The sequence below is a fragment of the Helicobacter canis genome (assembly GCF_008693005.1).
Classification (GTDB): domain Bacteria; phylum Campylobacterota; class Campylobacteria; order Campylobacterales; family Helicobacteraceae; genus Helicobacter_B; species Helicobacter_B canis.
The window spans coordinates 1-24,047 of record NZ_VXKE01000008.1 but is presented as its reverse complement, the minus strand read 5'-3'; the positions used below and the strand labels follow the sequence as shown (position 1 = coordinate 24,047).

The following is a 24,047-nucleotide window of genomic DNA, read 5'->3' as shown; positions in this document are numbered from 1 at the left end:
GTATTCCTTTTTGCAGTTTGCTTTATTATAGCATTTCAAGAACGTTGCACGATTAATCGTTTAACATCACAAACTACTTAAAGATTCTCATTTACTATATATATATATATATAATGCTTCCTGTCATGTATTTTGACAAATATTTATTTACAAGGAGATTGGTATGTCAGTTGATGAGTTGATAAAAAAGTTTGCGGATAAGCAAGTAGCTGAAAAGTATGCAAAAGCTGCAGGAGAGGCAAAAAAACAATGCAAAACAATATGTTTTGTAGATTCTGCAGAATGGAAAGTAGCAGATATTAGGAATGCTCTTTTCAAAAGTAGCAATGGTGCATTAGTAAGACAATATGGTTTAGAATAGGGAGAATAGATATGGCTAAAGAAAATCATCGTATGACTACACAAGCAGAGCTTGATAATCATTCAAATCAGTTAAATCCAAATCACCCAGAATATCAAAAAGCGCATCCAGAATCTCAAAATTCTGGCACCAATGCTTCTAAAGGAAATAACAATAATAGTCATAAGGATAATCCTAAGAAGAAGTAGTTTGGAATCTTGCAAGATGAATTTTTTATTGCGATAGCTTTTAAAGATGACCATTTAGATAATAGGCAATGGGAAATGTGATTTAAGTCTCTGCGTGAGATTATGTCGCTATATATGCGATTGCTGTAGAATCTAGTGAGCTTACACGGATTCTACGATTTGACTTTTCAAATTTAGGCTTTGCATTTCTGTTTCAAATGTATGCGTTGGTATTTGTTTCACCCTTTTTTGTTGTAGAAATGCTTTCTCTATCATTTGTCATTTTGCTTGAAATATCTTTTTATGTTCTTATTTATCGTTTAATGTTTTTGCTTCTTTGGTTTTGTATTGACTCTTTGTAGAATGCAGTATTCATAATGGCACACCAAAACTATGCGATTGTTATATTTTTCAATAGCACTCCAACCAATATACTTCTCAACAATAGAATCCAAATGCTATGCTGTATATCGCTTTGTAAGTCAAAAATATGGCGATTATAATGCGTTCTCAAATCCCTTTTAAACATCGGCATTAAAGGCACATTGATACAAAGCTTGCCATTTGGCTTTAGCACCCGCTCACATTCACGCCATACTTTTAAAAGCTCTTGTATATAGATTTTATACCCACTAATAGCACCTAAATCGCCCTTTTTAGAATGAGAATGTATCAAATCTTGGTAGCCATTTTTCGCATAATCTTTGATATTAAAATACGGCGGTGAAGTAATAATCAAATCCACACTGCAATCACTCACTTCACTCATATTTTGACTAGATTTATAAAAGATTGTATTCTTTAGTTGAATCTTTCCTTATTGACTTTATTTAGTTTTGTGTGTTTTGCAGTCTTATTTTACCACCTTTTTGTAAGCTTCTCTCTCCCTTTCTTGCCACAAAACCACGCTTTTTATGCACTCTTTTTGGATAGCTTTGATGAAAGATTCTATAAAGTTAAAATCAATATTGTTAGAATCCAAAACAGGCAGTAAAATCTCTGTTTCGTTGAAAGTCTTCTCAAAATCTCTCACTAAAACACCTTGAAAAATCCTTTGGTGTTTATTGAGCCAAGCGATGAAAAATTGCGCGATTGTAGCATTTAGCCCACTAAATTTTGGATATAAAGTTTTGGTAAATTGCCCTGCGTAAAAGTCCTTTTGCATATAGAAAAACTGCATTCCAAGCATACCTACAGCTATGCTTTCTCCCTTGATTTTATGCTCCTCGTCTAAATACTCCACATAACCTGCTATGCCATTATTTAAACAAGTGCGCGTAAAGTAAGGATATGGGGCATTTTCACTAAAGCTAAAACTATCCTTATTTAACTGCGGATTAGACTTCACACTAAAAAGCTCTTCGCATTTAAAGCTTTTCCATTTTATGTTGTGATTTTTGTCATATTGAGCTAACTTTGTTAGCGACATATCTTTGTTAGATTCCGCTTTAGATACTTCGCCTAAAGGCTCAGTATGACAGGGAGAAAAGTCAGTTTCAAGCAAGAAAGATTTAGAATAATAAGGCTTAAATTGAGAATCTTGTGCTTTAAGTCCCTTGCAAAACTCTTCATATTCACTAAGGGTAAAGCTTACCCCCCCCCCCCCGTTAATCACGGCATTATAGGCTTTTAGCTTACTCTCCCAGAATCTATAAAGTGTCTCAATGTGCTGTTTTTCAATGGCTTTGATGAAGGATTCCATAAAGTTAAAATCTATTGTGTTGTCTTTTGTTGGGAGAAAGAAAGTTTCAGCCATAAGCCTTTCGTGGTTTATCTCTCTAGAAAATTCATATTTAGGCTTAAGTGCTTTTTCAAAAATAGCATTAAAAAATAGTGCCAAATAGCGATTAAGCTCCCTATCTTTTAGCCACACAACCATACAATGATCTGATGCGACAAACTCATAAGAATGATAAAAGCAACTTCCTACGCTTCCGCTATTTGCTAGAGTAATTTTATTGTTATATCTTTTCATATAACTTGGTGGATTGACATAATTATCTATGCCATTGTTAAGTGCGCTTGATGAGATATAAGGGATTTGTCCGCTTGTGTGGTCAAGCTTTTTATATCGCTTTCCACGCTCATATTTAAATACCTTATCAAAGTTAAAGCTTTTCCATTCTATGTCATTTTTCGCACTGCTAGATTCTAGCTCTTTTTGTGCTAGGGTGCTTAGGGCAGTGTTAGCAAAGCTCTGCCACTCTCTAGAATCTGTAAGCGTAGAATCTTGCAAGGCTTTAAGCGGCATTTCGTGTGAAATGCCGCTTACTCTCTCTCTCTCTCTCTCTCTCTCGTTTGGTGCGCTTAGATTCTCAAAAGCTTTTAGTGCGTCTTTTTCTTTTTGGCTTAAAGTATAATCATTTAAGCCTGTAACCTTAAGATAGGCTTCAAGTTCTTGAAGACGCTCGGCTTCAAGTTCCTTAATGTAGGATTCCATATAGTCAAAGGCTATTTGGTAGTTGTTAGATTCTATGTTTATTTTGTCATTTTCTAAAGAAGCTTTGCTTTGAGCGTTAGCGAAAAATCTAGATTCTGTATTGCTAGATACTTCGCCTAAAGGCTCAGTATGACAAGGGGTGGGCAAAACGGGCAGAGAGATATAATAATCTTCATTTTTTAGCTTTGAGCTTGAAAGCTGATTTCCATAAGTAAATTTGCCATAAAAACTTTTTTTAATAATTCCTGCAATAAAAAGCCCACTTGTTTTTGTAAAAATACCATTTTTCAATTTTAAAGTATGCACTTTCATTTCTAAACTTGCTTTGTAAGGGTGATAAAAAGTATCACCGAAAAAATTAACCGAAATGAAGTTTTCACAATGCCTTGCTTCGCTGTTAGATTCCGTATCAAAGTATCCTAAAATTCCATTATTGTCGCTTTTGGCTGATATTCTAGGGGTGTTGCCCTGTTTTAAATCTTGTGAAACAAGTAAAGAACCTGTGCCAACATCAAACAACTCGCCGATTTTAAAGCTTTTCCACTTGCCCCCGTTTTGCTTGAAGTCTTTTTCAAGCTTTACTAAACGAGGGCTAAGGGCGTTTCCCTCCAGCCCACCTTGTGTAGAATTTTGATTTTTCAGCACATTGCTTACTTCCCACGCGAGATACTCACTCACGCATTTTTTAAAGTCCGCTAAAGTGGGCGTTGTGTCTATCTTTTTATGCTGGTCAAAGTTCCAGTCCGCTCCACTTTCACTAATGAAATCTTCTACATACACTTCGCTTAAGTTAATAGGCTTTTCATACACGCTATTATCAAGCTTGGCATTTAAGCCTTGCTTGTAGATTTTAAGAATATCTATGTAGCGTTGTATTGGATTATCCACTTCTTGTAAGGCTTTTTCTGTGCGTTTGTAGCCGTCATTTCTAAAGTCTATAAATTTCACTGGCTTTTCAAAATCGTGCGGGATTTTTGCTTCAAAGATATAAATGCTTGTTTGCACACCTGCCATAGGCACAAATAAATCCATAGGCATTTTAATACTAGCCTTAAGCGTATGGTGTGCTAAAATATCTTGGTTTGTCTCTTTAGCCTTGCCACTACCTGCACTATCTTGGATAATGATAGCTCCTAATGCGTGGCGTGGCATATTATCAAGCCCCTGTTTGATGAAGGGCATACCATTTTCTTTATAACTAAAGGGCGGATTTAATAGGATTCTATCAGCTTTAAATTCTTTTAACTCTAAGGCGACTTGGAAGCTATCATTTTGTATGATTTTACTAGAGCCATCACCGCGTAAAATCATATTTGTAGTAGCTAGAGCAAACATATCGGTATTTTCTTCCACGCCTAAAAGTTGGCTTTGCTTTATGGTAGCGATTTTTTCATTTTTACTTTTGGCGTTTTGATTGGGGGCGTTTCTAGCAAAATCTATCATCAAATCCATAGCCGCGATAAGAAATCCAGCCGAGCCTGTGGCTAAATCCATAACCTTAGAATCTGCATTAATCTCTAAAATCTGCACCATCATTTTAGTTACATACGATGGGGTAAGCACTATGCCCATTTTGCCATCAGTCATTGCATATTTTAGAAACTCATTATATAGCTCACCCATTACATCGTAAAACTTGCTATTTTTATTAAGAATGTTGATTTCTTTATAAATGTTTTCATAAATATAAGTAAAAATCTGCTTATTCACGCTAGATTCTTCTTTTAAAAGTTTTTCTACAAGCTTGTGCTTTTGCTTTTTCTTATCTCTTAGAGCATTGATAGAAATGCGCGTAAAAGCATTTATCATTAGCTTTACTTTCTCTTGGTCTAAATCCCTTTGACGCAAAAACTCATCAATGTGATTTTTTATCTTCACACTATCGCGGTAATTCTCGTCATCTTGACTTGTCAAATCATCTGGAATCAAGCCTTTTTTAAGCACATTTCCCGCTTTGTTTTTAATATCTTGCTGTGAAAGCAAACAAGCGGCAACATATAATGCCCTTTCGTGTGTGGAAATAGAATTGTCATTCATAAGCTTATTAAGATTTTTAGCGTGTTTTGTAATGAGAGTGCGTTTTTCAAGGAGGAATTTATGCTTTTGCTCATCGTTTAAAATAATATCTTCATAAAATTCAGCAAAGCTATCTTTGTTTTCTAAAAATAAAAAATCGCCTTTTTTCGCTTGTATGTAGGTGTTTTCATCATAGATATAAAGAATCTTAACAGCAACCTTTTGTTCGCTATCTCCAGCCACGCCAATGGCAATAACTTCTTTATATTTTTTGCTTTTAATAAGATGTTTTGCATAGTGTAAAGCACCATTGATTGCGTAGTTTTGTATAGATGTTTGACTAAGGCTTATTTTGTGATTTTCTTTGTTTTCTAGCATTAATAAACCTAGCTTACACTCTATCACAACAGGTAAATCATAGCATTCACATACAAAATCTGGTATCCCTGTGCCGCTTTGCTTTTTAGTCTTACTCGCACCTTTTAGGGCGTCTTTGAGATAAGCACTTGCATCTTTTTCTAAGAAGTCTTTGCCTAGCTTTAAGCCCATAGACTTTAGCTTCTCTCTTACCCATTCATCAACTTGCACTTCTTTGCTCCACTGCATATTGCTTCCTTTTTTGCCCTTAGCCTAGATTTTCTCTTGCGATTTGTTTTGCCAAATCTAGGGCTTCTTTTATTGCATTAGAATCTGTAACCTTACCTCCAGCGGTGGCAAAGTCATCTCTGCCCCCACCATTGCCCCCTAAGATTTGTGCGACTTGCTTTACCCACGCTCCAGCTTTGAGGCTAGATACGCCTTTTACTCCAGCGGTTAGAGAGACTTTGCCGCCAGATTCTGTTACAAGCAAAATCGCTACTTTTTCATTCTCATTTTTCGCCCTATCTATAATGTCTTTTGCCTCTTTTGCCTCCACTAAATCTAGCTTTAGGACGATGAGTTTCACGCCATTGACTTCTTCATAATCTAGGCTTTTGACACTCTGCTTTGCTTTGTTTGCGGTATCTCTTGCCTCTTTCAAAGCGTTTTGCAGCTTTGCCACACCTTGCAGGACATCTTGGGCTTTTAGCTGCTCTTTTAGGCTTTTTATGGATTCTAGTGCTGCTTTGCCATAATTATAAGCTGCTTTGCCACACACCGCTTCAATACGCCTAACCCCGCTACTCACGCTACTTTCACGCACGATATAAAAGCTCCCAATCTCTGCGGTATTGTGGATATGAATCCCCCCGCATAGCTCAATAGAATCCCCAAGGGTTATCACACGCACACTCTCCCCATACTTCTCGCCAAAGAGTGCCATAGCCCCCTTTGCTTTAGCTTGTTCTATCCCCATAGTCTCGCACACTTGCGGACAAGATTCTGCGATTTTTTCATTGACTAGGGCTTGTATTTGCTCTAGCTCATTGACGCTTAACGCCTTTGGGTGAGAGAAGTCAAACCGCAAACGATTTGCTTCTACAAGGCTTCCAGCTTGAGCGATATGGCTGCCTAGAATCTGCCTTAGAGCGTAATGCAGTAAATGCGTGGCAGAGTGGTGCTTGACAATTTCAAAGCGACTAGAATCCACTTGTGCTTTTACTAAATCCCCCACTTTTAGCATACTTGTGGCAACGACTTTAGAGAGATTTAGCCCAAAGTATTTTTGAGTATCTAAGACTTGTGCGGTAATATTAGAATCATTTTTTAATATTCCTTTATCCCCCACCGGTCCACCTGATTCTGGGTAGAATGGCGTAGATTCCAACATCACCCAGCCCTCTTGCCCTGCTTCTAAAGATTCTATGCGTTTAAAGCTAGAATCTAAAAGGGCTAGAATCTTAGATTCCACACTCATACGCTCATAGCCCACAAACTCATTCTCCCCAAACTCGCTTAAGAGCGCGTTAAAATCGCCATCTTTGACATTATCGCCACTTCCCTTCCAGTGTGCTTTGCTCCTATCTTTTTGCTCCTGCATACATTTTTCAAAGCCCTGCAAATCCACACCTAAGCCAAGCTCTCTTAGCATATCTTGCGTTAAGTCAAGCGGAAAGCCGTAAGTGTCATAGAGTTTAAAGGCTACCTCACCACTAAAATATATCGTTTCTTTAGCATTGCTGGAATCCACTTTTTGAGCTACTTTGTTTGACTCTTGGCATTCTAAGGATTGAGATGAGAAAACCAGCGAAGCGGTGCAAGGCGAAGCCGCAGCAGGTTTCTTTAGTAAATCAGGGTTGTGCGAGTCTTGCGAATGAGACGCACTAAGCGTGCGTTGCAGTGAGCAAGGCGAAGCACTCCCTGATTTATCGCTCAATACTGAATGCCCTCTTAATTTTTCTAGCTCGGCTTGAAACAACGCCATTCCCAACTCTATCGTCTCAAAAAACCTCTCTTCTTCTGCCCTACACTGCTCTTGCAGGGCGTTTTTACGCTCTATTAAATAGCTATAATGCCCCCCCATAGAATCACACACAGCCCCCACTACTTCATACAAAAACGCCTTTCTCAAGCCTAGCAAATAGCCGTGCCTAACTGCCCTGCGTAAGATTCTCCGCAAAACATAGCCGCGCCCCTCCTTATCAAAATTTACCCCTTGTGCGAGTAGAAAAGCGACAGAGCGCGCGTGGTCAGCGATCACTCTAAAACTTGATTGCAATTCAGCTTTTGGCGATAAATGCGGGAGCTGCGAAAAATCGCGGCAGTCATTACCCTCTAGGTAACTCCCTTGCGATTTTCCTTGCAACCCACATTTACTAAAGAAACCTGCTGCGGCTTCACCTTGCACCGCTTCGCTGGTTTTCTCACTCAAAATCTTAGAATTGCTAGAATCTAGCGTGGCGGAACCGGTTTGAGATTCTGTATTGTTAGAATCTTGGCATCCTAAGCTTTTAGAATTCCCAATTCTAGTATTTGCGGTGTGGCTGTGCAAGTTTTGAGAATTTTGGGGAAGGTTAGCGGACTTGGCGTCCGTGCCTTTCACAAAATTCTCAACCTTGTCGCATTGCATACCCAAAGATGAATTGTTTAAAAGTTCATCATCTCTATAATATTTCTCCCCCGTTACCCTCTCAATACACTCCATAAGCGGCGCAAAAAGCGAAGTGTCAAAGTTATTGATTTTCTTTTCTTTCAACGCCACCACGCGTTCAAGCCCCATACCTGTATCAATGCTAGGCTTAGGCAGTGGCGTCAAAGCCCCACTAGAATCCCGCTCATACTGCATAAACACAAGATTCCATATCTCTAAAAATCTATCCCCCTCTCCGCCAAAATAATCTTCTTCACTATGAAAAAACTCTGCACCTTGATCCACATATATCTCACTGCAAGGTCCGCAAGGTCCTGTATCACCCATTTGCCAGAAGTTATCCTTATCGCCCATTCGTTTAATGCGACTAGATTCTATATGCTCCTGCCACAATTCATAGGCTTCATCATCACTTTCGTGAATCGTTACATATAAAAGGCTCTTATCAAAGCCCAAAATTTCAGTTACAAACTCCCACGCATACGCAATAGCTTCTTTTTTAAAATACGCCCCAAAGCTAAAGTTGCCAAGCATTTCAAAAAGCGTGTGATGTCGTGCGGTATAGCCGACATTTTCTAAGTCGTTATGCTTCCCACCCGCACGGATACACAGCTGTGAGCTTGTAGCGATATTGGGGCTTGGGGCTGGAATCTTACCTGTAAAAATGTCCTTAAACTGCACCATTCCCGCATTGGTAAAAAGCAGGCTTGCATCATCTGGGACTAAAGGCATAGAATCATAGACTTTATGCCCCTTAGAAGCGAAATATTCTAAAAACTTGGCACGAATATCCATACAAACCCTTTATGATAAATTATGCGACATTGTAGCAAAATCCCCCTTGCGCTCTAGCGAGATATGCCTACAATGCGCCACCTAAGCCATTTACTTAAGATAGCGGCTAAGTATCTCGCACGCGCTTAGAGAATCTAGCACGCCGTTTTTGATATAGGCTCTTTTGCTCTCTCTTTTGGCGTGGTGTAAAGACTCTAGCGCGTGTGTGCTAGTGAAGTCTTCATCGACATACACAATCTCCCCGCCAAAGCCAAGCAAGCTTATAAAATGCCTAATGCGCTCTTGCGTGCTTGTATCTCCCCCTAGCCCCCCGCTTGGCATACCGACAATGAGAGTTTCCACCCCCCTTTGCCCTAGAAGCTCTGCAAGCTCTTTGGCAGCTTGGTTGCGATTGCGCCGCATAATTGGCTCTAGCGGCAGGATAATGCCCTGCACGATATGCGCAAGCCCTATGCGCTTTAAGCCCACATCACACGCTAAGATTCTGGGGCTTTGACTAGAATCCACTTTTACACTCCACTAAGATCATACGCTGCTAATGATTATACGCCCATTTTCACGCGTAATTTTCCCCATAAGCTCATACTCAAGCACCTTTTCCCCAAAACGCGCAAAGGCTTCTTCAAAGGTGGGGTTGCTACGCGCGAAATCTAGCAGCTCATCATCTTCTAGCACTTCTTGCGCCCTAAGGTCAAAGCGCAGTGCAATGGCTTGGGTGAAAGCTTCTATATCGGTGATGATCTGCGCGCGCTCTTTAGCTAGCAAATCCTGTGTGCCAAGTGATTCTCCTATGCGGTGAGATAGCACAAATATTGGCTTATTAAGCTTTGTGCAAAGATTGGCACTAGCAAGCGAGCCGCTAAATCTATCTGCTTGGGGGATAATGACAAGATCACTTAGGGCTACAATCAAGCGATTTCTATGGAGGAAGTCATATCGCTGGGGGCAGTGATTACGCTCATACTCGCTAAGTAGTAGCCCTTGCTCTGCGATAGCTTGGATTATCTTGGCATTGCTTGCTGGGTAGAATCTATCAAGGCTTGTAGGCAGCACGCAAATAGTCTTAGGCAGTGCGGCACTATGGGCGATAATGTCCGTGCCAAGCGCACCACCGCTAATGATGATCGCTCCAATATTGGCTAGAGATTTGGCAAGCAAGGTGGTGTAAGTTTGGGTGTAGGTGTTGGGCTTGCGCGTGCCGATGATCGCAATCTTTACCCTAGAATCTAAAAGCGCGCTATCCCCTAGGGCAAAGAGCCTAGCAGGCGGATCTTGTAGCTTCTGCATAGATTGTGGAATATCTAGCAAATAAGGCTCTGTGCTATGGCTTGGCATAGCTCTAAAACTCACTAGAATCTAAAAAGTCTTTAGGCTTTTTGCTGGGGTTTTGCTCATCATTATGCCACTTAATATTGATAAAGCCTTGCTGCTTTTTCTTAGCCTTATCACTAGAGCAGCCAGAGACAAAGGCTTCGACTTCATCTTGCGCGCAGTCTTGGATACTTTCACTTCCTTTGGCTTTGGTGGCTTGGGGCTTTGGCTTTGGTGGCTTGGCTTTGACTTCTTGCTCTTTGCTCACGCGCTTTGCTTCTTTAAACATCGTGGGATCAATCTTTGAAGGCTTTGGGATCGCGGCTTTTACAGGGGGTGTGGCTGGCTCGCTGGGGCTAGTGGGGGTAGCTTTAGCTTGCGCGCTCTCTTTGTCTGGGCTTTGTGCGCTATCTTGCGCACTTAGGTCTATGGGGGGGCTAGATTCTAGTGCGTTTATGTCTTGCGTATTGTCGCTATCAAGGTAGGCATTGCGCGGTATGCTTGGGGTCTGCTCTTCTTGTATCACGCCTTGCTCTGGGGTATTGTCAAAGAGATTTGCTATCTCGCCTTGCTCGGGCTGCGCTTGATTAGGCTGCGCTGGGGGAGTGGCTGGCTCGCTAGCTTTGATAGCTTTGGTGGCTTGGGGCTTTTGTGGCTTGGCTTTGGCTAGGTTTTGTGTAAGTAGGGTGCGCGCTATGGGGAGATCCTTGAGATACACAAGCTCCACTTCTTTAAAGAGACTATGCTTAGCATTTGCTAGGGCTTTGAAAGTGCTTTGGTGTGGGTGGCAGATCGCTATGGCATAGCCCTTTTTCTTGGCGATTTTGATGGCTTGCCTTAGCTGATTGGTTATGTAGCTAACATTTGGGGTATTGTCTAAAAACACATCGCGCGCTAATAGCTGGCGACCATCTTGCTTATAGAGTGCTGGCACAGCAGTATCAGCACTCGTCCTAGAATCTACAAACTCAATCCCAAATTCCCCTAGCACTTGCAGGAGATTTGCCATATCTGTCTTGCTCGCAGTAAATTTGCTGCCGGTGTGGTTGTTGATAAACATCAGCCTAGGGAAATCCTGCTTGATTGTAGCAATGTGCTCGCGGATCTCATCTTGGGAAGACCCCACTAGAATCCACTTTTGGCGCGACTGCTGGGGAGCGTTTGCCTCAAGGGGTAAATGCACCATATAAAATGGCGTAGAAGCTGCAAGCCTAGCTGTATCTGGAGAGTCTGGGCTCACAGGGAAAAACGATGGCGTAATGGGCAGGCTAAGCTTTTGCAAGTCATTAAGCTGGCTTTTGTATGCCATATCGTCCATAATGATAGCAAGCTTTGGCTTTTGCTTTTGGGCTTGCTTTTTGGGTGGGGCGAGCGTTTTTATCACAGGGGCTTCCTGCGCTGCTTCTTGCTCTTTTTCATCTTTTGTGGCGTTTGCTTTGATTTTATCCCAATCAATAGGCTCGCTAGAATCTTTCGCTTCTGTCTCGCTGGCTTTGGGGCTTGGTGCGGGGGCTTGTGTGGCGGTTTTGGCAGCTTGCTCGGCTTTGTATTCTTTGTAGAATCCATAGCCAAAATACGCGCCTGTGGCGATCACTGCAATAGCCACAAGAGAGCTAATTAGGTGCAATACTTTGAAAAACTTTGTATTGTTCATTATCCTATCCTAAGGTGATTTCTACTTCTAGTGTGCTTACTTCTTGGTTTGAGTCCGCGCGGATAGCGATTTTATCCGTTTGGGTGTATTTGCGCACCACTGCTAGAATCTCTTCTTTCATCTGCTCCATATAAGGCACTTTCACGCTTCTTTCATGCGCGAGCATTATCGTAAGCCTATCTCGCGCGACTTTGGCACTGCCGTTGTTTTTACTAAAGAGTTTCCAGCTCATTGAAATAGCCTTTTGAAGCCTTGCAAAATCCCGCCTTGTTTTTTAAACTCCACAAATGGCACTTCATCGCCTAGGATTCTAGCCACAATGCGCTTGTAGCACTCACCACTAATGCTAGATTTATCATAGATCACAGGCTCGCCGCAGTTTGTCGCAGATACGACTCTCTCATCTTCTGGCACAAGCCCGATAAGCGGGATCGCTAGGATCTTTAGCACATCATCACTGCTAAGCATAGAGCCATTTTCTACAAGCTCTGGCTTAATGCGATTGATGATTAAGTGCTTTTGCACCTTTGCGCCCTTGGCGGCTTTATCACTTTTGGCATCGATTATACCTATGACCCTATCGCTATCGCGCACGGAGCTTACTTCTGGCGTTACCACCACAAGCGCGCGATCTGCCCAGAAAATGGCGTGCTCAAAGCCGCCCTCAATCCCTGCTGGAGAATCTAGCAAGATATAGTCAAACTGCTCTTTAAGCGACTCGATTAGTGCCTTTACCTTTTGCTTGTCTAAAATCGTTTTGTCTTTACTCTGGCTTGCTGGGAGAAAGTGGAGATTTGGGGTCTTTTTATCTTGGATTAGAGCTTGTGAGAGCGCGCACTTGCCCTCCATCACATCAATGACATCATAGACGATACGATTTTCAAGCCCTAGGATCATATCAAGATTCCTAAGTCCTATGTCAAAATCCACCGCTACGACCTTTTGCCCAATCTGCGCTAAGCCTACCGCGATATTCGCTGTGGCGGTGGATTTGCCTACACCGCCTTTGCCTGAAGTTATGGTAATGACTTCTGCCATAATGACTGCTCCTTTGAGTGTGATTGCTGCGCGATAGGTCGCTTTAAGTAAAGCAAATTACATTCCTATGCTACTTTTCTGCGCTATTTGCGCCACTAGATTCTACGCTGCTAGGGACCTGCCTAGTGCCAAAGCCCTTGCCAAAGACTTCTTCACACATAGCCTTTGGTGCGCGTTGGGGCTGCATATATGTGCCAAAGCGCAAGGCTTCAGGGATTTTCTCTCCATCTGCTAGGCACACAAGCAGTCGCACGCGCTTGCTTCCTTGCTCTCTGTGCTCTAGCACTTCGATGATAAATTTTGGCAGAGTGATGGGCTTTTGCAAGGATAAAAGCAGGTATTTTGGACTATTTTTTGTGTGGTCCCAGCCATCTCGCTTTGTGTAGTCGCCATCTTGAGAGATCGCTATGGACTTTGATGATTCTAGCTCAAATGAGTCCAAGAAATACTCCCCAGAATCTAGTGTAACCACCTCATCGCGCACCTTGCGGAAGCGCGTGGTATTGATCGCACGATTAAAGGCATTTGCCCCGCCTATGGCAAAGCGATCACCCAAAGAGCCATCATCATTGCGCTTGCGCCAATAGGTGAGCGCGGATTTTGTCGTGGTGCTCTCATCTGCAAGATCAGTAAAGACGCCCGCGAAATTGATTGTAACGCTTATAGGTGAGCTTGTGGTGGGCTTTGGCAAAGTGGCGCATGCACCTAGCCCAAATGCTACCAATACAGCCACAAAGATTAGCGAAAACATCTGGCACGCCTGCTTTTTGTGGCATAGAATTTGGCTAGACTCTCGTGCTTGTTGCAGCCCCTTGTGCAATGCAGCTCCTTAAGAAATGGCGATCAAATAAGCCGTGATTATAGCTAAACTTGCCTAAATGCGCACATTAGAATCTAGCCTAGATTCTAGCTACATTCCAAGCAGCAGCACTTGATACGCGCGCTGGATTTCTTCGTCATCTAGCTCTATGGTGCTAGCACTATGGAGATAGGATTCTAGCTTGCTATGAGGTAGAATCTGCGCATTTGCACAGAGCGGGTGCGCACTTAGAAAGCCTCTTAGCACAGCTATGGGCTTATGCGTGATGGGTGCGTGTGGGATAGGGGCTGGCTTAGGGCTTGGCGTGTGCTTGGTGTGCTCTTGTGTGGCGGATCTTAGCTCTTGGAGGGCTTGTAGGCTAGTGGATAGCGCATCGCTGCTTAAGTAGCCTAGCTCTAAAGATTCTAGCGCGCTATGATTAGGCTCACTCTCTAGTGGCTCATCGCAGATCACGCAGTGGCTTAGTGGTGGGACACGACCTTCTAGGTGCAAGATTTGCGCATACGCTTCTAGCACCACACGCTTAGGATTCTGGCTAGCAAGCCGCTTCGCACTAGAATCTAGGATAGAGAAATACTGCTCTTCAAGGCTAGAAATATCGCGCAAATGCTGGTGCAAAAGCTCGATAAAATGCTGCCACACATACAAGCGTGTTACATCTCTCTCCCAAGCAAAGCCTAGATGCATAACATTTCTAAGCTTTGGCATAAAGGTGCCATTATGCTCTTTGGTGAAGTCAATCTTTCGCCCGATATGCACGATAGGGTGGCGCGCCCCGTAGAATCTATACAGCGTTGCGATGTGGGTTTGTGTGAGAATGCGCACGATGACATCTTCGTTTTTTTGCTTTTGCGCGCAGAGAATGTAGCCTTGCATAATCGCTCTTTGTCCTACTTTAAGTATGGCGGCATTGTGGCTAAATTTTGCTTAAGCGACTTAAGTATTGCGCGAGTTTGGCAGAATGTAACTTTAAACACTCTGTGTTTAGGCTACAATGTAGCAAAATTTCTACGCAAACTTTGAGTAATGCAGAATCTAGGGGGAGCTATGTTTCAACGATACCTTATACCTTTGTGTATTGTGGCGATTATTTATCTTGTATCCACAAGCGATGCTTTGACCAATGTCAGTGCTGGGCTTGCGATTTTACTCTTTGGTATGCTTAGTCTTGGGAGTGGATTCCGCGCTTTTAATGGCGGCTTTTTGGAAAATCTCCTAGCAAGCTCTACAAGCACTTCAGTAAGGAGTGTCGCCTTTGGGAGCGTTGCCACAGCGGTTATGCAAAGCTCATCGCTAGTCTCTGTGCTCTCTATCTCTTTTGTCTCTGCAGCACTTTTAAGTCTTGCGCAAGGCATAGGCGTGATCTTTGGCGCAAATCTTGGCAATAGTGCTGGCTCGTGGCTTATTGCTGGGGTTAGCGGTATGAAAATCTCAGCCCTAGCACTTCCGCTCATCGTAGGTGGCGTGCTTTTCAACTTCCAGAGCTCAAAGACGAGCAAAGGCATAGGGCAGATTTTTGTGGGTATTGGGTTTTTCTTCTTAGGTGTGGGGTATATTAAAGAAGGGTTTGAAGAGTATAAAGAGATTGTAGATTTTTCGCAATACTCTATGGAGGGCTTAAGCGGGGTCTTGCTCTTTGTAGGGCTAGGTGCGCTAATGACAGCCATCGTGCAGAGCTCCCACGCTACGCTTACAATCATCATCTCCGCTTTTGCAGCTGGCAGTATGAGCTATGAAAACGCCCTTGCAGCGACACTTGGCACAAGTGTGGGCGGGGTTATGACTGCTGTCATCGCTTCACTTAGCACCAATGTCGATGGCAAGCGTTTGGCTATGGCAAATTGTATCTTCAACTTTGGGATAGCACTGCTTGTGATTGCGACATTTGACTACTTTATGTGGGTTAATAGCACCATTTCCGCGCTTTTAGGCTTTGGGGAGGATAGCGTCTTGCGCATTGCGGTGTTTCATACGCTTTTTAATCTTGTGGGCGTGGTGCTTCTCCTGCCATTGATCCCCAAAATTGCCAAGCTCTTAGAAGTGCTAATGAAAGATGAAGACTCTCAAGTCGATAAGCCTTTGTATGTCAGCGATACTATCGTGCAGTATCAAAACACCGCGCTAATCGCGCTTACAAGAGAGGTGTATCATCTCTATGAAAACGCCTTTGAGCTTATCGCCCACGCGCTTGGCTTCTCGCGGCACGACATACGAAGTGAAAAAGACATAGAAGAGGTGCTAAAGGAGCATATTTGGAATAGGGCAAATGAAGATGATGTGGATATTGAGATTTTTTATATCAAAAAAATCAAAGTGCTTTTTAATGCGATCCTTGACTTCTCCACAGAGGCTCAAGCGCACACGCAAGATAAAGAGCATATTTATAAGTTTGCTATGCTTACTTCTGCCTCGCGCCACATCATTGAAGCTATCAAAAATATGGAGCTTTTGCAGCCAAATCTTAAGAAAAATAGCCTATCAAGAAACCAGATTCTATCTAGTGAATACAACGCCTTAAGGACACATCTAGCCCTACTTTTGCGCAGTATTGAGCAGATCAATACTGATGAAGAGATCCACCCGCAAGTAGCCATTGTCAAGCTCAAGTCCCAGAAAAAGGCGTTTAAAAAAATCGATAAAGATTCTATCGTGCATATAGAATCTATTTTGAGCAAGAAAGAAATAAGCGTGCCTAGCGGGACATCACTCCTTAATGCGGTGGGCTTTAGCCACAATATCGCCAAAGAGCTAGCTAATGCAATCATACAAATTCAAAAAACACGCCTTGAGTTTGAAGACACGCCAAATGAGCTAGAAGAGAGTGCTGAAGGGCGCATAAGTGAGTAGGAGAGCGCGGGTTTATTGTCGCTTAAAAATAATCTAGCTAGAATCCGCGCTTACTTTACGCGCTTTTAGGATAGGAAATGCCACAGGATCTTGTCTCTATCATTATCCCCAACTACAACACCGCGCGCTATATCGCTGCTGCGCTAGATTCTATCCTAGCGCAGAGCTATGGGCATTGGGAAGCGTTGGTGGTTGATGATGGTAGTAGTGATGGCTCGCGTGCAATTATTGAAGCCTACGCGTCTAAAGACTCTCGCATTGTGCCCATATTTTTTACACACAATCAAGGCGTAAGTGCCGCGCGAAATTATGCTCTCTCACAAGCTAGGGGGCGGTTTATCGCGTTTTTAGACGCTGATGATGTGTGGGAGGCTCATAAGCTAGAAGTGCAAGTGCGCACAATGCTAGAGCAAGATGCAGCCCTAAGCTATGGGGGCTATCGCGTGATCGATGAGAGTGGGGCAATGCTTGGGGGCTTTCTCCCCCGCGCTACAATCACCTACAACGATATGCTAAAAACTTGTCAAATCGGCAACTCCACGGCAATGTATGATAGAGACAAAGTCGGCACACCACAAGCTGGCACAATCCGCCACGACTATGAGCTTTGGCTCTCTATCTTGCGCGATCATCGCGCTTATATCGCCCCCCCCCCCACAGGATTTAGACGCCTTAGAATCTAGCTCTGCTTATCTCGCGTGCATTAGGATACACGATCAAAGCGACACTGCCAACAAGCTTAAATCCGCGCGCAAGCAGTGGCAAGTCTATCGCGAGATTTTGCAGCTGCCGCTGTATAAAGCGGCGTATTACTTCGCGCACTATGCGGTAAATGGAGTCATCAAGCATAGATTCTACCGCAAGCCTAGCAAGGCGCATATATGCTAGTTGCGCTAGATTCTAGGCATTGTGGGCTATATGTGGCGTGCCTTTTGCCCTATATGGCTCTGCCTTTTTGCCCGCTTTTTTCTTTCATTTTGGCGTTTTTGCTGCTTTTGGCTTGTGGGAGAGAGCTTGATGGGCTCTGCCGTATCGCGCTTGGCGTGGGCATTATCCTAAGTGGGAGCATACTCTATGCAAGTAGAATGTATTTCCACTGGGAGGGTGATGACTTTATCCGCTATTTTGCTACCTATCGCACGCTACTAAATGGCGATATTATGCAAGTATTTTCGCTCTATAAGCTTGAGTGTGCGCTTGGATTTTGGTATGTCGTGCTTATCGCACTTTTTGGTGAGCTTGAGCCTGCTTCTGTGCTGTTTTGGACGATTTTCCCCGCTGGCGTGCTTTTCTACATTTGGCTAGAGAAATACGCTATGAGCGAGCTTAAGCAGAGTGAAAAGTCGCTATGCCTAGCATTGTCGCTGCTGTTTTTTGACTTTTATATCGCCTCAGAATACACGCGGCAGTTTTTTGCCTCGCTTGTGATCCTCTATGCACTTTATGCGCGCACCACTTTAGGCAAGCTTTTTGCAATCGCGCTTGCCACACTTTTTCACACAAGCACCCTGCTGATTGCGCCCTTGCTTTTTGCCCTTAGGCATTATCCTAGAGCCACGCTTGCTATAAGCTTTGCTGTCGTGGTGCTTGCAGGGCTTGCATTCCCCCAGATTCTAGCTCTCTACAATAGCGGTGCGCTGCCTAGAGAGCTGCCGCTCTTTGATAAGCTAGGATTCTACGCGCTAGGGTTTGGGGAGTTTATGCCAAATGCCATTGAGCTGGGCTTGGTCATTATGGTGGCGGGGCTGTTTTTGCTACCGACAAATGACCCTATCAAAAAGCGGTGGTTTTTCTTTGTGGTGTGGTTTGTGATGATGTATTTTGCTTTGCATTTGGTCATTGGTGGGATCGCACATAGATTTACCATACTTTTTACCACGATTTTGCTGGGATTTTTGCTCTTTGTGGGGCTAAGGCGGCTTGGCATAGCTGCAGTTTGCTTTGGTGGCGGGGCACTGCTCTATAAGCTTAAGACTATGCTCTTTGGCAAGGAGCATATCTATCTTTTTGATAGCTATGGAATCTATGGAGAGTGGTTCTACTATATTTTTAAGGAGTTGTGATGGATTCTACATTAGCGGCGTTCTGGCGGTATAAGTGGGTGTTTGTCGTGGTGTTTGCTTTGGTGCTTGGTGTAGGGGGTGTGGGGATATTATACAAGCAGCGCACTGCGCAAAATGCTAGCCTAAGTGCTGGGGATAATTATGCGTTTTTTATCCTATCAAAGAGCGCGACTAGATCGCCGAGCTCTCAAGGTGCGTATTTTGTGAGCAATAGAATCTTAAACCCACTTCTTAGCCGCCTGTATGCAAAGCCTTTAGAGAATGTGAGCAAAGAAATCGCGCATATAATTCAGGGCAAAATGTGGATTTTAGCACCGGCGGGGTATTCGATGAGCTATGCTGATGTGTATTGGTGTGTTTATCCAGCAAATAGTGAAAGCCAAGCAAAGCAAGTAGCCCAAGCGGTGCAAAAGGAGCTAGACTCTGCACCAGAAGTGCAAGCTCTTATAGACTCTCTTAGCTTTTTGCGTGATTTGCAGCCCAAGAGCGATGAGGTAGCGGCGTGGAGGGCTGGGGTTGATGATATTCTTAGCAATGGCTTTTTCATCTACTCTAGTCCTGCTAAAACTTATGCCAAAGGCTTCCGCGATTTAAGCGTGCTAAAAGAGGGCGTGGGGAGTCATTATGGTGGCAAAAGTATGTGGATACTGCTTTGTGTGAGTGGCTTTGTGTGCGCGATTTTGGCGGTATTTGTCGCGGAGTTTGTGCGCGGCTTAAAAAGCTCAAGGGCTAATAATGACACAAGATAGTGCCCTGCCCATCGTGCTATGCGCTGATGAGAGCTACATCAAATACGCAAGTGTGGTGATGATCTCCGTGCTTAAGCATACCAAAGCGCGAGTTAGATTCTACCTTGTAAGCGATAGAGTATTGCCCAAAGCCACGCTCACAAAGCTCTCTTACATAGAATCCACCTATCCTAATGCTAGTATTTCACACTCTTGCCACGCTCTCGCGCGCTTTGCCTCTCTGCCAACTCAAGGAGAGAATGACAGCCATATCACTTACTTGCGATTGCTGCTAGATTCTATCCTGCCACAGAGTGTTAGCAAGTGCATTTATCTTGATTGCGATGTGCTGGTGCGCAGCGATATTGCTGGGCTTTTTTCTTATGACTTGCACGGCGCGCTTTTGGGTGCTGTGCGTGATTTAGCCTTTAATGACGCTTCTAGCGCGTGTAGGAATCACTTGGGATTTTACTTCAATGCTGGGGTTTTGCTGCTAGATATGGAGAAGTGGCGAGAGTCAAAGGCTGGGGAGCGACTCTTCGCGCTCTTAGAGGCGCGCCCACAAATCACGCAAGGCTTCCACGATCAAAACTTGCTTAATGAGTGCTTTTGTGATGAGGTGTGTGAGCTGCCGCTTGGGTGGAATGTGATTATAACTCCGCCACATATCTTGCGCTTTGCTGATAAGGATTCGGCTTTGGGTGAGCAATGCGGCAGTGTTGCAAACTTTGTGAAAGGCACGACCACCAAGGTCGCTAACCTTCCCCAAAGTTTGCAAAGCTCCCACAGCCCCACCGCAACTCCTAGAATCCTAGAAGAAAACCAAGCCAACCAATCGTCATTGCGAGACACTGCGCCAGCAGTGGCGCGGCAATCCACACTAGAATCTAGCGTGCAAGTGGATTCTATGGATTGCCACGCGGATTTTCAATCCGCTCGCAATGACAGAAAAAACGCCACAATTCTAAACGAGCCAACAAAGGATTCTAGGATTTTTACACAAGAAGTTCAAAATGTAGCCAAGTCGCAGGCAGAAGCAAAAGTAGATTCTAGTAAAAGCCCAAGCGATTCTAAGATTTTAGATGAAAAATGTGGGTTGCAAGCAAAAGCACAAGGGAGTTACCTTAGCGGTAATGACCGCAGGGCTTTTGTGCAGCTCCCGCATTTTTCGCTAAAAGCTGAATCGCCACAAGCAAAAATCCCAGCACTCCTATGTCGCCACAGCCGCGCCGCTTATGAAAGCGCACTAGAATCTCCCTATATCGTGCATTTTGCTGCGCAGCCTAAGCCGTGGGGGCGCGTGTGCTATATCAAGCAGACACACTCCACCCTAGAGCTTATAGAGTATGCAAGCCCTCACACCAAGCAGTGGTGGGAAGTAGCGCGTAAAAGCCCCTTTTTCACAGAGATTTTGCGTGCCTTTATCGCCCCCACTTTGCAAGCATATAAGACAAAGGCGATATTTGCCGCTAAGACCAAAGCCCCTAGAATCTATGCTGCCCTGCACGCTCTAGCAAGACTCTTTACCCCCTCCAATCCCAGCCACAAGGAAGCATAATGCCAGCCTGCCAAAATCTAGATTCTAGCACCAAGGGCACAAGGCTTACAGTCTGCTTTGATGCACGCGCGCTAATGTATATCTCTCGCTCTAGTGCCAATCGCAGCGGCATCACACTTAGTGCCTACCAAGTCCTGCTAGCTTTAAGCAAAATCTGTGAAGTTAGGCTTTTTTGCGAGCTGGAGTTCTACACACTTTGCAAAAGAGAGTGCGCCAAGCTAGAGAGCTTACAGGGCTTTAGCTTTGTCAATAGATTTAGCCTTGTAGAGCGCGCTTTGTCCTATCTGTGCTATCAAAAATACTCCATTTGCCACTACTTAAGAGAGCGCAATCACCCCATTTTAGACCGCGCTATGCGGGCGGTGTTTCTGCCATTTATCATTCTAGCGCGCTACCACAAGCTAGGATCAAGCACACTAGAATCTATGCAGAGCTGCGATATTCTCTTCTCTCCTTACTATGCCTTTGCCAAAGAGATCGCCGCACTAGATTCCGTGCGCTTCACACTTCTGCACGATGTGATCCCAATTGTGTATGAAGAGCATTTTAGAATGAGTGATATACCTATTGATAAGCTATTGAGGCAGGTATTGAGGCAGGTATTGAGGCAGGTATTGAGGCAGCGGCACGATTTTTATGACATAGCCGACTCGCTTAATGTAAAGGACTTTTATATCACAAACTCTGCTTTTACCAAAGCCGACTTCCTTAAGCACTTCCCTACTAGGCTTTGTGAGAGCCATATCAGCGTAGCCTTGCTTGGCGCAGATAGGGAGATATTTTACAGAGATTTTGATGAGCGCAAAAACGCGCAAATAAGAGAACGATACCATATCCCGCACAATGCGCGCTATATCTTTAGCCTATGCTCGCTAGATCCTAGGAAAAACTTGATTTTTGTCGCGCGAAATTTCATCGAGTGTATCAAAAAGCACAATATCAATGACCTAGTGCTAGTGCTTGGCGGTGGGGCGTGGGAGAGCTTCATAGGCGAGCTAGAATCTAGCTTTGACTCTTTGGGAGAGTGGCGCAGCAAGATTATCCGCGCGGGCTATGTTGAGGATAGGCACTTGGCAAATCTCTTTAGCCATAGTCTTGCTAGCGTGTATCTCTCTACTTATGAGGGCTTTGGGCTGCCGGTGCTAGAGTCTATGAGCTGCGGCTGCCCGACTATCGCTTCTAGCACGACTTCTGTGCCTGAAGTGCTGGGCAGTGGCGGCATAGCCCTAGACCCAAATGACGCCCTAGGCTTGCAAGAAGCGATTTACAAAATTTATAGCGATGAGAGCTATGCTAGGGAGTTAAGTCAAAGGGCTTTAGAGCAGGCGGGTAGGTTTAGCTGGGGGGCGTGTGCTGGGGAGATATATAGCGCATTCTCACACGCTTTGGGCAAGCAGGATTCGGCTTTGGGTAATCATTCCGCAGATTTTGGGGATTTTAGGACAACCGCAGACCACAAGTCTAGCTCTGCCCTAAAATCCCCAAAAAACTACGAAAGCAATACCGCAACTCCTAGAATCCTAGAAGAAGACAAGCAGAACGCGCTAGAATCGTCATCGCGAGCCGCGCAAAGCGGCGTGGCGATCCATAGTCCAAACACCCAAAACCTAGAATCTAGTATAGATTGCCACGACTTGCCAAGCAAGTCTCGCAATGACAGAGAAAACGCCACAACACTAAAGCAATCCGCACAGGATTCTAGGATTTTTGAAAGCAAAGCCCAAAAAGTAAGCGAATCGCAGGCGGCAGGATTTTGCGATGATTTTGTGGGTTGTCAAGGCGTGGGCGAAGGGATTTACCTAGGCGGTAATGAGCAAGCCCACGCCGCAGACTCCCGCAAAAGCGCGCAAAAGCCAACGCCAAAACTAAAAAAGGAGAGCAATATATGAACCTCCAAACAATTCACAGGATCTTTTTTGGCTTCAATGACGAGCGCGACATCTACACGCGCTATCTTGAGACTTGGCAGCAGCAGCTCCCAGACTTTGAGATTAGATTCTACAATGCAAGCAATCTCCCCCTAGATCTAAACCCCTACACCAAAGCCCTAAGCGAGCTTAAAGATGGCGTGTTTTTGGGGGATTATTATCGGTGGTGGCTTATCTACCACTATGGGGGCGTGTATTTGGACGCGGATATTGAAGTGGTCAGTGGAGAGAAGTTTCGCGCCATTATTAGCGAGCTAGAATCTAGCGAGTATGAGATGATAATCGGCATAGAAGATAAAGTCAATGGTGGCTACACAAGCCACGCGATGGCAGGCAAAAAGGGCGCAAAGCTAGCGAAATTTATGTGCGAGATATATGAGAATCTAGGCAAGCTCTATCTCGCTAGAAAAGAGCTGCTAATAAGCCCCAAGCTCACACAGCTCTATTTCCTAGATCAAGGCGAGTTTGTGGAGACTAAGGGCTTTTGCGGTGATATTAGTGAGCCTATCATTAAATGCGGGGTCAAAATCTACCCTAAAGACTACTTCTCTCCTCTTAGCGTAGGGCTAGCCCCTGTGCTAGAAGACCTAAGCCCAAACACCACCCTAGCACACCACTGCGCTAGCTCGTGGTGGGAGAGTGGCTCAAGGTTTGATAAACATAAGCAGGCATTTAAGGCGTATCAGCCTTTGCTTAGTGATTATGTGGCTAGGAGTAAGTCGCCTAGATTTATCCTAAAGACCCTGCCTAAAAGGCTCTTTATCAAGATTTGCTTCCCGCACGGAAGTAGGCGCAGAGCGTGGGCAAAATCCCTAGCTCAAAAGCTTGTATCCTTTGGCTTGCGATGAGAAATTAACCAACTTATAAGGAGTGAAAATGCTAGTTTATAGACTAAAGCAGATTCTACCAAGGCGTGTGTGGGAGTGGCTAAAATGCGTTAGGCAGCGGATTTTAGGGCGTAGGGCTTATATGAATCCTAGCTACTCAATCGAGGGTGAAGACCGCATTGTGCGCGCGCTACTTTGGCAAAAGCACGACAAGGGATTCTATGTCGATGTGGGGGCGCACCACCCCTTTCGCTTCTCAAATACCTATTTGTTTTACACGCAAGGCTGGAGTGGGATCAATATCGATGCGACTCCGGGCAGTATGAAAGCCTTTAACAAATATCGCCCTAGGGATATAAATTTGGAAGTGGGGATAGGGAGGGGTAGAAAAACGGGGGGGGGGGGAGCAGATTTTGCTAGATTCTAGCGGCGATAATATCAGCCACCTAAACGCAAATTTCTGCGAGCTTACGGCGATGTATTG

21 protein-coding genes and 1 pseudogene are annotated in these 24,047 nt (G+C 44.3%); 12 read left to right on the top strand and 10 right to left on the bottom strand.

The genetic code is table 11. The annotated features are described in order from the left end of the window. Positions 1-163: 163 nt before the first annotated feature. Together F4V45_RS03120 and F4V45_RS09345 are read left to right on the top strand one after the other, a co-directional pair. Positions 164-361, top strand: a complete 198-nt coding sequence (locus F4V45_RS03120) for a hypothetical protein (protein WP_150337014.1) — start codon at positions 164-166, stop codon at positions 359-361. 11 nt (positions 362-372) lie between these two features. After that, a complete protein-coding gene (locus F4V45_RS09345) occupies positions 373-549 on the top strand; it encodes a hypothetical protein (protein ID WP_170235140.1) in 177 nt (58 codons plus the stop codon). A 433-nt stretch (positions 550-982) separates the two neighbouring features. Here the strand turns inward: F4V45_RS09345 and F4V45_RS03115 are convergent. The 10 genes and pseudogenes from F4V45_RS03115 to recO form a co-directional block, all read right to left on the bottom strand. After that, positions 983-1,297, bottom strand: a pseudogene (locus F4V45_RS03115) (DNA methyltransferase); the annotation flags it as partial. Between the two features lie 84 nt (positions 1,298-1,381). Further along, the gene (locus F4V45_RS09685) at positions 1,382-5,590 is read right to left on the bottom strand and encodes a restriction endonuclease subunit S (RefSeq protein ID WP_150337013.1); all 4,209 of its coding nucleotides are present in this window, start codon (positions 5,588-5,590) and stop codon (positions 1,382-1,384) included. Between the two features lie 19 nt (positions 5,591-5,609). Continuing rightward, positions 5,610-8,789, bottom strand: coding sequence for an alanine--tRNA ligase (alaS, locus tag F4V45_RS09680; RefSeq protein WP_170235139.1), 3,180 nt, complete (start codon positions 8,787-8,789; stop codon positions 5,610-5,612). Between the two features lie 90 nt (positions 8,790-8,879). After that, positions 8,880-9,296 carry a Holliday junction resolvase RuvX gene (gene ruvX, locus F4V45_RS03095; protein ID WP_150337012.1) on the bottom strand — a complete coding sequence of 139 codons (417 nt, stop codon included), beginning with the start codon at positions 9,294-9,296 and terminating at the stop codon, positions 8,880-8,882. An 18-nt stretch (positions 9,297-9,314) separates the two neighbouring features. Continuing rightward, positions 9,315-10,124: a DNA-processing protein DprA gene (locus F4V45_RS03090; protein WP_246144983.1), complete on the bottom strand. Its 810-nt coding sequence runs from the start codon at positions 10,122-10,124 to the stop codon at positions 9,315-9,317. A 4-nt stretch (positions 10,125-10,128) separates the two neighbouring features. Continuing rightward, positions 10,129-11,754, bottom strand: a complete 1,626-nt coding sequence (locus F4V45_RS03085) for a divergent polysaccharide deacetylase family protein (RefSeq protein ID WP_150337011.1) — start codon at positions 11,752-11,754, stop codon at positions 10,129-10,131. A gap of 4 nt (positions 11,755-11,758) precedes the next feature. Then, positions 11,759-11,986 carry a cell division topological specificity factor MinE gene (minE, locus tag F4V45_RS03080; RefSeq protein ID WP_023929537.1) on the bottom strand — a complete coding sequence of 76 codons (228 nt, stop codon included), beginning with the start codon at positions 11,984-11,986 and terminating at the stop codon, positions 11,759-11,761. Beyond that, a complete protein-coding gene (gene minD / locus F4V45_RS03075; protein WP_023929536.1) occupies positions 11,983-12,792 on the bottom strand; it encodes a septum site-determining protein MinD in 810 nt (269 codons plus the stop codon). The genes minE and minD overlap by 4 nt, the downstream gene beginning before the upstream one ends. Positions 12,793-12,862: 70 nt before the next feature. Further along, on the bottom strand, positions 12,863-13,612 hold the full coding sequence (locus F4V45_RS03070) for a hypothetical protein (RefSeq protein WP_150337010.1): 750 nt from the start codon (positions 13,610-13,612) through the stop codon (positions 12,863-12,865). 90 nt (positions 13,613-13,702) lie between these two features. Further along, positions 13,703-14,488, bottom strand: coding sequence for a recombination protein RecO (recO, locus tag F4V45_RS03065; RefSeq protein ID WP_150337009.1), 786 nt, complete (start codon positions 14,486-14,488; stop codon positions 13,703-13,705). Positions 14,489-14,659: 171 nt separating this feature from the next. Between recO and F4V45_RS03060 the strand changes: the two genes are divergently transcribed. From F4V45_RS03060 to F4V45_RS10035, 10 genes are all read left to right on the top strand, one after another. After that, the gene (locus F4V45_RS03060) at positions 14,660-16,459 is read left to right on the top strand and encodes a Na/Pi cotransporter family protein (RefSeq protein WP_150337008.1); all 1,800 of its coding nucleotides are present in this window, start codon (positions 14,660-14,662) and stop codon (positions 16,457-16,459) included. 77 nt (positions 16,460-16,536) lie between these two features. After that, positions 16,537-17,142, top strand: coding sequence for a glycosyltransferase family 2 protein (locus tag F4V45_RS03055; protein ID WP_150337007.1), 606 nt, complete (start codon positions 16,537-16,539; stop codon positions 17,140-17,142). Beyond that, positions 17,060-17,347 (top strand): hypothetical protein, encoded by a 288-nt coding sequence (locus F4V45_RS09320; RefSeq protein WP_170235138.1) that lies wholly within the window; start codon positions 17,060-17,062, stop codon positions 17,345-17,347. The genes F4V45_RS03055 and F4V45_RS09320 overlap by 83 nt, the downstream gene beginning before the upstream one ends. After that, positions 17,341-18,522, top strand: a complete 1,182-nt coding sequence (locus F4V45_RS03050) for an EpsG family protein (protein ID WP_150337006.1) — start codon at positions 17,341-17,343, stop codon at positions 18,520-18,522. The genes F4V45_RS09320 and F4V45_RS03050 overlap by 7 nt, the downstream gene beginning before the upstream one ends. Beyond that, positions 18,522-19,271 carry a hypothetical protein gene (locus F4V45_RS03045; protein ID WP_150337005.1) on the top strand — a complete coding sequence of 250 codons (750 nt, stop codon included), beginning with the start codon at positions 18,522-18,524 and terminating at the stop codon, positions 19,269-19,271. The genes F4V45_RS03050 and F4V45_RS03045 overlap by 1 nt, the downstream gene beginning before the upstream one ends. Beyond that, a complete protein-coding gene (locus F4V45_RS09550; protein ID WP_211362718.1) occupies positions 19,258-20,808 on the top strand; it encodes a glycosyltransferase family 8 protein in 1,551 nt (516 codons plus the stop codon). Before F4V45_RS03045 ends, F4V45_RS09550 begins: the two co-directional genes overlap by 14 nt. Then, positions 20,808-22,697, top strand: a complete 1,890-nt coding sequence (locus F4V45_RS03025) for a glycosyltransferase family 4 protein (RefSeq protein ID WP_150337002.1) — start codon at positions 20,808-20,810, stop codon at positions 22,695-22,697. The genes F4V45_RS09550 and F4V45_RS03025 overlap by 1 nt, the downstream gene beginning before the upstream one ends. Further along, on the top strand, positions 22,694-23,584 hold the full coding sequence (locus tag F4V45_RS03020) for a glycosyltransferase family 32 protein (protein ID WP_150337001.1): 891 nt from the start codon (positions 22,694-22,696) through the stop codon (positions 23,582-23,584). Before F4V45_RS03025 ends, F4V45_RS03020 begins: the two co-directional genes overlap by 4 nt. A gap of 28 nt (positions 23,585-23,612) precedes the next feature. After that, complete coding sequence (locus F4V45_RS03015; RefSeq protein WP_150337000.1) at positions 23,613-23,990, top strand: FkbM family methyltransferase; 378 nt, start codon at positions 23,613-23,615, stop codon at positions 23,988-23,990. Beyond that, the coding region (locus F4V45_RS10035; protein WP_407925324.1) for a DUF4422 domain-containing protein at positions 23,977-24,047 on the top strand (71 nt) is incomplete at its 3' end. The genes F4V45_RS03015 and F4V45_RS10035, both read left to right, overlap by 14 nt.